General features: G+C 45.7%; 1 protein-coding gene. It reads right to left on the bottom strand.

Features of this window, described 5'->3' with window-relative positions; all coding sequences use genetic code 11:
- Positions 1 to 68 precede the first annotated feature (68 nt).
- A complete protein-coding gene (locus VZT47_RS10340; RefSeq protein WP_330224879.1) occupies positions 69 to 983 on the bottom strand; it encodes a hypothetical protein in 915 nt (304 codons plus the stop codon).
- Positions 984 to 1,481 lie beyond the last annotated feature (498 nt).

The raw sequence follows: 1,481 nt of genomic DNA, 5'->3' as shown, positions 1-1,481 counted from the left end.
TCCTTCATTCTCCTTTCAGTGGAATACTGAAAGGGTACCACACCTTGAGGAAGTGTCCCAATTTTCAACTAGCCAGCTGTCCCAAAATTAAAATACCATTTACACCCATATTCCGGTACGTTCAATAGACCGATTTTTATGAGCCGCTCCCTGTATTTTGCAACAGAACTTTTCTTGATGCCAGATTTTGCACAGATTTCAGCTGCAGTTGTACTTTCTTCATCATTCATGGAAAGAAGGAATTTTTTCTCCAAGCCTGAAAGCCCTCTCCAGATTTTTCTGTATACATATTCATCCAAAAGCCCGTCCAGCTTTTCGATAATACGGTCAAGAGACAGCGCGTCCCTGTTTTCCCAGTAGAGAGCTCCAAGCGCCTGAAAAGCAAAGGCATAGCCCTTTGTCGCATGGGCCAGAGCCTTGGCCGTATCTTCATCTATATCGAGAACTGCTTCGTATTCCCTTACAATTGCCGGTATGCTGAGCGGTTCTATCTGAAGCTTCGGAGACCGAAGGAGAAATGTCAGCTGCGGATCATTCTGAATGGAATTCAAATTCTCATAAAGACCTGTCATAATGAGAAAGACAGGGTAATCTTCCCTTAAAAATATCTGAAATTCACTGGCGAAGACCCGCATGTTGTCATCATGCAGTACCTCGTCAATCGTAATCAAAAGTTTTTTGTTCCTTTTTTTCAGAAGCCTCAGAATATTTTCAATTACAGTAATGCTGTCTGTCTTCTCTTCCGTCCCGTTAATGCCAAAACCGAAGCCGAGAGCCGAAACATTTACACCCTGCTTCAAAAGATTGGGCAGCCTCTTCACCGTATTTGTGAGTGCCCTTGCGAGATCATCAAGAAGATTCATGGCCGCATTCAGATTTACGACAATCCAGTCTTCTTCGTCCTGCAGCTCCTTTGCAATCGTTGTCATCAGTACGGTTTTTCCACTGCCGCGGATTCCTTCAATGAGATACGTCTGGGACAAGGGATTTTCGCTGGTATATATTGACAGGATTCTTTCGGTTTCTGCCCCTCTGTTTATGATTAAGTTCGGCTGTTTCCAAAACCCAAGTATAAAGGGGTTATCCTTCATAAATTCAAATTAGCGGCTCCTCCCACTCGCTTCAGCGGGTGGGAGGAGCCGCGTCCTCCTTTTGTTAACCTTGGGTTTCTATGTATCTGCGGATAGTGGCCGATGATACTTCTCCGATGCTGCAGGCAAAGTAACTGTTAACTTCCTGACTTTGAACCAAATCACGCGCTCGCGCGTGATAGCTTTCCATATATCCTGAGCACTGCTGACGCGGTGCTCTTTTTCTGTTACAATAGCCGGAAACCCGCATAAAAAAGCTAAGCCCTTCGGCATACTCCTGAGTTTTGACGGACCTGGATGTTTTGCCGAAGAGCTTCCCTCTGAACGGCTATGAGTATACCCTTTCCGACGCCTTCCGGCAAGTCCATCCGTGCGTCTCCCGTGAGGTCT

Origin of the sequence: Dialister sp., assembly GCF_036343215.1 — a bacterium.
Classification (GTDB): Bacteria; Bacillota; Negativicutes; order Veillonellales; family Dialisteraceae; genus Dialister.
The sequence above is the reverse complement of the archived record's forward strand: the minus strand, read 5'-3'. Positions and strand labels throughout refer to the sequence as shown.